Origin of the sequence: Algoriphagus sp. (assembly GCF_029254265.1) — a bacterium.
GTDB lineage: Bacteria > Bacteroidota > Bacteroidia > Cytophagales > Cyclobacteriaceae > Algoriphagus.
The window spans coordinates 1-5,136 of the sequence record NZ_JAQWXX010000128.1; the positions used below are offsets into that span (position 1 = coordinate 1).

Sequence of the window (5,136 nt, forward strand, 5' to 3'; positions counted from 1 at the left end):
AATTACCTAGACGAGTTTTGTTACAAGCTCAACAGAAGATACTTCGGTCAAAAACTCTTTGACAGACTCATCATTGCTTCGATTTAATCATACTGGCAAGATTGCGGATATACATATAAACTAAACCAAAGAATATATTATGAGTACCAAACAACCACTTTTACAACCAATCAAGGTTGGTGACTTAGAACTTTCAAATAGAGTCTGGATGGCGCCGATGACTCGAAGCCGAGCTGCGAACGAAGGAAATGTTCCTTTTGATATTCATGTGAATTATTACAAGCAACGTGCGTCAGCGGGTTTGATTATTTCCGAAGGCTCGCAAGTATCGAAGCAGGCAGTTGGCTATATCAATACACCAGGCATCTATTCACAAGAGCAAGTCGAAGGGTGGAAAAAAGTAACTCAAGCCGTTCATGAAGAAGGTGGGCATATCTTCATCCAGCTTTGGCATGTAGGCAGAATCTCACACCCTGATTTTCACAATGGCGAATTGCCTTTAGCGCCATCTGCCATCAATCCACATGCAAAGTCGTTTACTCCAAAAGGCTTTAAGGAAACGGTCACTCCAAAAGAAATGACTATCGCGGAAATCAAGCAAACCGTACTTGACTTCAAAAATGCGGCGAAAAACGCAATGGAAGTGGTTTTGACGGCGTAGAAATCCACTCTTCCAATGGTTACCTTTTCCACCAGTTTTTCAATCGTTCAAGCAATACCCGAATGGATGAATATGGAGGAAGTATTGAAAACCGAACAAAATTCCTTTTTGAGGTGATCGATGCGATCAAAGAAGTAATGCCAGAAAACCGAATCGGATTACGTCTTAATCCTTCTTTAAATGGGATTTTCGGAATGGAAGCAGATGAAGAGACGATTCCTACGTTTGATTATATCGTAGAAAAGCTAAATCAGTATGACCTAGCCTACCTTCACTTGTCGGAACCATTTAATGATGTGAGCAAGGTTCCTTATTTGGTAACTGAAATCGCCAAGCATTACCGACCGATGTACAAGGGTACACTTGTAATCAATGCGGGTTTTGATCAGGAAAAAGGAAATAAGTTTATTCTGGAAGGCTTAGCTGATGCCGTGGCTTATGGTAAACCATTTATCTCAAATCCTGACTTACCAAAACGATTTGAACTAGGCGCCGATTTGGCACCTTTTGATCAAGACACCTTTTATACACCTGGAGAAAAAGGCTTCACTGACTACCCTAGTTTGGCGGAAGTAAACGCTGGATAAAGATTTTAAAGGCCGGAAATTTCCGGCCTTTTCTTTTAACTTTAGCTCATGTGTTTAGCAGCAATTTCCTGGCAGGTCAACCCTAATTTTCCATTGGTAATCTCTGCAAATCGTGATGAGTTTTTTGAGCGTCCCACGCAAGGACTGCATCGCTGGGAATCTGGCTTCTATGGAGGAAAAGATCTTCGAAGCGGAGGTACTTGGCTTGGTTTTCATCCGAATGGGCGATGGGCCTTACTAACTAATTACCGGGATTTCAATTCAGAAAGGATAGCACAAATCAGCCGTGGAAAACTCGTCCAAGATTGGCTGGAAAACAATTTGCAACCCGAGAATTATCTTCTGGAAATCCAGAAAAATCAAGCACAATATGATGGTTTCAATCTACTGGTTTCGGATAGTCAAAGCCTTTGGTATTTGAGCAATTATGCTGAAAAAATAGAAAAACTTCCACCTGGAATTCACGGGCAGAGTAATGGCCTCCTCAATGAACCTTGGCCGAAAACTGATTTGGCAATAGCGCAACTAGAGGAAATCATGAAAGGCGAACCGGACGAAAACAGCCTCTTGAGTAGTTTGAAATCAACCCAAACTTATGACCTCAAAAACCTTCCTAAAACTGGAGTACCGCTGGATATGGAAGTTGAATTATCTGCTCAATTGGTACGCATCGGAGAAAGCTACGGAACTGTTTCGGCTCTCGCGGTCGTTCAGGAAGCCTCGGGCTTAGTCCGAATGAAGGAAAGACAATTTCAATTAAACTACAGGGATTATCAGGATACTTCGGTTTCCTTTCCCCTAAATAAAACATAAAAACATGGAGCATTTTGACCTCATAATCATTGGAGGTGGCCCGATTGGCCTCGCCTGCGGAGTGGAAGCTAAAAAAGCAGGTTTGAACTACCTAATTTTAGAAAAAGGCGCTTTGACCAATTCCATCTTCAATTACCCGATCAATATGACTTTTTTCTCTACTTCAGATCGATTGGAAATGGCGGGAATTCCATTCATGTCCGTGGGAAATAAACCCACACGAACCGAAGCTTTGGAATATTACCGAAGGGTCTTTTTCCATTTTGATCTGAATGTCAAGCTATATGAAGGTGTGGAGACGCTTTCTAAAGAGGAAGATCTTTTCCAAATCAAAACCTCCAAATCCGAGTATTCTACGAAGAAAATTGTGATGGCAACCGGATTTTACGATCTCCCAAACTTGATGAACGTGCCGGGAGAGAATCTTCCCAAAGTCATGCACTATTATAAAGAGCCTTGGCCATTTATAGATCAAAAAGTGTTGGTAGTCGGAGGAGCAAACTCGGCTGTTGATGCTGCTTTGGAAACTTGGCGAAAAGGAGCTGAAGTCAGTATGGTCTTGCTGGGAGATGAAGTGGATGAAAATGTAAAATATTGGGTGCGACCCGACATCATGAACCGTATCAAAGAAGGTTCGATCAAGGCCTACACCAAATCCAAGGTGAAAGAAATCCGTCTAAGGGAAGTGGTTATTTCAACTCCTGAAGGAGAAGTGACTATTGAAAATGACTTTGTGTTAGCCATGACAGGCTACAAACCCAATTTCGCCTTGCTCGAGCAATTGGGAGTTGAAATGAGCGAAGACGAAAAGCGGCAACCTTGCTACGATCAATACAATCAGGAATCCAATATACCGGGGGTTTATCTCGCAGGTGTGGTCTGTGGTGGATTGAATACCCGTGAATTTTTCATTGAAAACAGCATTGTGCATGCGGAGTCGATTGTGAAGGATATTGTGGAAAAGCTGAAATTAAAATCAGAAAGATGAAATTTGAAGGCTTAAAAAAATTGAAAAAAGAAAGCAAGAATAGTAGGAGCGAAAAATCCGTAAATTGCGGACCAATATGAAAAAGAAGCCTTTTACGGTGGTCTATGAAGACAACCACCTCATCATAGTCAATAAAGCAGCGGGAATACTCGTTCAGGGAGATAAGACTGGTGATAAAACACTGATCGATTACCTTAAGGATTACATCGCAAAGAAATACGACAAACCCGGTGCAGTATTCTTGCATCCAATTCATCGCTTGGATCGTCCGGTTAGCGGATTGGTAGCTTTTGCCCGTACTTCCAAAGGATTAGAGCGAATGATGGAGATTTTTCGAAAGCGTGAAATCCACAAAGTGTATTGGGCAATCGTGAAGCGAAAGCCCAAAGAAGAAATGGGAAAACTCACCCATTGGCTGGTAAAAGACGAGCAGAAAAATGTGGTCACCGCACACGACCGTGAAGTACCAGGCTCCCAAAAAGCAGAGTTGAATTATAAGACGCTTGGATTTATGAATGATCACTGGCTGTTGGAAGTTCGTCCGATATCTGGCCGTCCGCATCAGATTCGAGTGCAATTAGCTTCAATGGGCTGCCCGATTCGTGGCGATTTGAAGTATGGCTTTGCCAAAGCAAATCCTGATGCCAGCATCAATCTGCATGCCTTCCAGTTGATTTTTGAACACCCAATCAAAAAAGAAAAATTGTATCTCCGGGCTGCGGTTCCAGAGGAAGAATTCTGGGAGCAGTTTCTTCACTTTGAAAGCATAAAAGCCAAGGATCAGCATTTGGATAATACGTTTTCGGGATAAAAAAAATTGAAATAAAGTGGAGATAGAAAATTGAAATACGATAGAAATACAATTGAAATAAGCCCTCCTCCGTCGGGCGAGACAGCTCACCGTAGACCTGTCTCAACGAGCGAAGCGAGTTATATTTCCACTATATTTCGCGAAGCCTATTTCTAAAAATCATGAAAAACTTACTTCTCCTCCTCTTGGGAGGTCTTTTTCTTGTAAGCTGCGGAACCAACCCGGAACCCAAAACCATCTATATCGTGCGTCATGCCGAGAAAATGGTAGTGGAAGATCCTGACCCGGAACTGGCACAAGTTGGAACTATCCGTGCAAAAAAGCTTGCGCAAATTCTGGCCGATAAAGAAATCAAGCATATATTCTCGACAGATTATAAGCGAACTAGGATGACTGCTCAGCCAACAGCTGATTTGGCAGGAATTCAAATTGAAAGCTATGATCCAAGAGATCAGGAAGCTTTTGCGGAGAAATTAGAAGGTTTGGAAGGAAATATTTTGGTGGTAGGACATAGCAATACTGTCCCGGAATTGGCTAATTTTTTCATTGGATCGGGAGAAAAGTATCCAAATCTTACCGATGATGAATATCAATTTATCTATGTCGTGACCTTTTCTGAAAAAGGCGAAAAAGTGGAGCAGAAAACTTACAAGGAGTTTTAAACAACCACTACTTCTATCCCCTTTTTCTCCAGACTAAAATATTGGTATAAAAAACCCCCAAGAATCTCGAACTGTTGTACTTTAAGATTTTGTCCAGGAATGATTTAAGCTCTATATATTTAATGTTTTTTTAAACTTAGGAAACTCATATTTTCTATGACTATATCATAAGCAACTTGGACAATCTTCAAAACCAAATTCAACTAGATAGATATAGTTTTCTTGCTTATTCTTCAAATTTGAATTCAAAAAGTAGCCGTTCATTTTATTAACTGTAGCACTTTTGTGAAAAAGAGAGTCTGAAATACTAATAAAAAAATTATCTCCATCTGTGTTTTTTAGGTAATTAAAACCAAGTTTAACTTTCATATTATCTCGATCTAACCCTTGATTCATTAATCTAGCAGTACTTGAATCTAACCCAAGAGAATAATAATAGAAATCAAACTCAAAAATATAAAAAGGGTCCTGCTCAAATTTGTTTTTATCAAAAGTATGTATCCATCCGACGAACCCATATTTGAATTTAAGAGGTTTTAGGTAAGGCTGTATTCTTTCCAGTTTGATGGAAGCAGTTGGTAGAGGTCTTTTTGTTTGTGGCTTTGGATTCTTTC

General features: G+C 40.6%; 5 protein-coding genes and 1 pseudogene. 5 read left to right on the forward strand and 1 reads right to left on the reverse strand.

Features of this window, described 5'->3' with window-relative positions; all coding sequences use genetic code 11:
• Nucleotides 1-139: 139 nt before the first annotated feature.
• From P8O16_RS19080 to P8O16_RS19100, 5 genes and pseudogenes are all read left to right on the forward strand, one after another.
• A pseudogene (locus P8O16_RS19080) lies at nt 140-1,248 on the forward strand (alkene reductase).
• Nucleotides 1,249-1,296: 48 nt separating this feature from the next.
• Entirely contained in the window at nt 1,297-2,061 is a 765-nt protein-coding gene (locus tag P8O16_RS19085) for an NRDE family protein (RefSeq protein WP_300317529.1), read from the forward strand.
• Between the two features lie 4 nt (nt 2,062-2,065).
• Complete coding sequence (locus P8O16_RS19090; protein ID WP_300317532.1) at nt 2,066-3,049, forward strand: YpdA family putative bacillithiol disulfide reductase; 984 nt, start codon at nt 2,066-2,068, stop codon at nt 3,047-3,049.
• A 76-nt stretch (nt 3,050-3,125) separates the two neighbouring features.
• Nucleotides 3,126-3,860 (forward strand): RluA family pseudouridine synthase, encoded by a 735-nt coding sequence (locus P8O16_RS19095; protein ID WP_300317535.1) that lies wholly within the window; start codon nt 3,126-3,128, stop codon nt 3,858-3,860.
• Between the two features lie 161 nt (nt 3,861-4,021).
• A complete protein-coding gene (locus P8O16_RS19100) occupies nt 4,022-4,522 on the forward strand; it encodes a histidine phosphatase family protein (protein WP_300317537.1) in 501 nt (166 codons plus the stop codon).
• Between the two features lie 165 nt (nt 4,523-4,687).
• Here the strand turns inward: P8O16_RS19100 and P8O16_RS19105 are convergent.
• A partial coding sequence (locus P8O16_RS19105; RefSeq protein WP_300317540.1) for a hypothetical protein occupies nt 4,688-5,136 on the reverse strand: 449 nt, incomplete at its 5' end.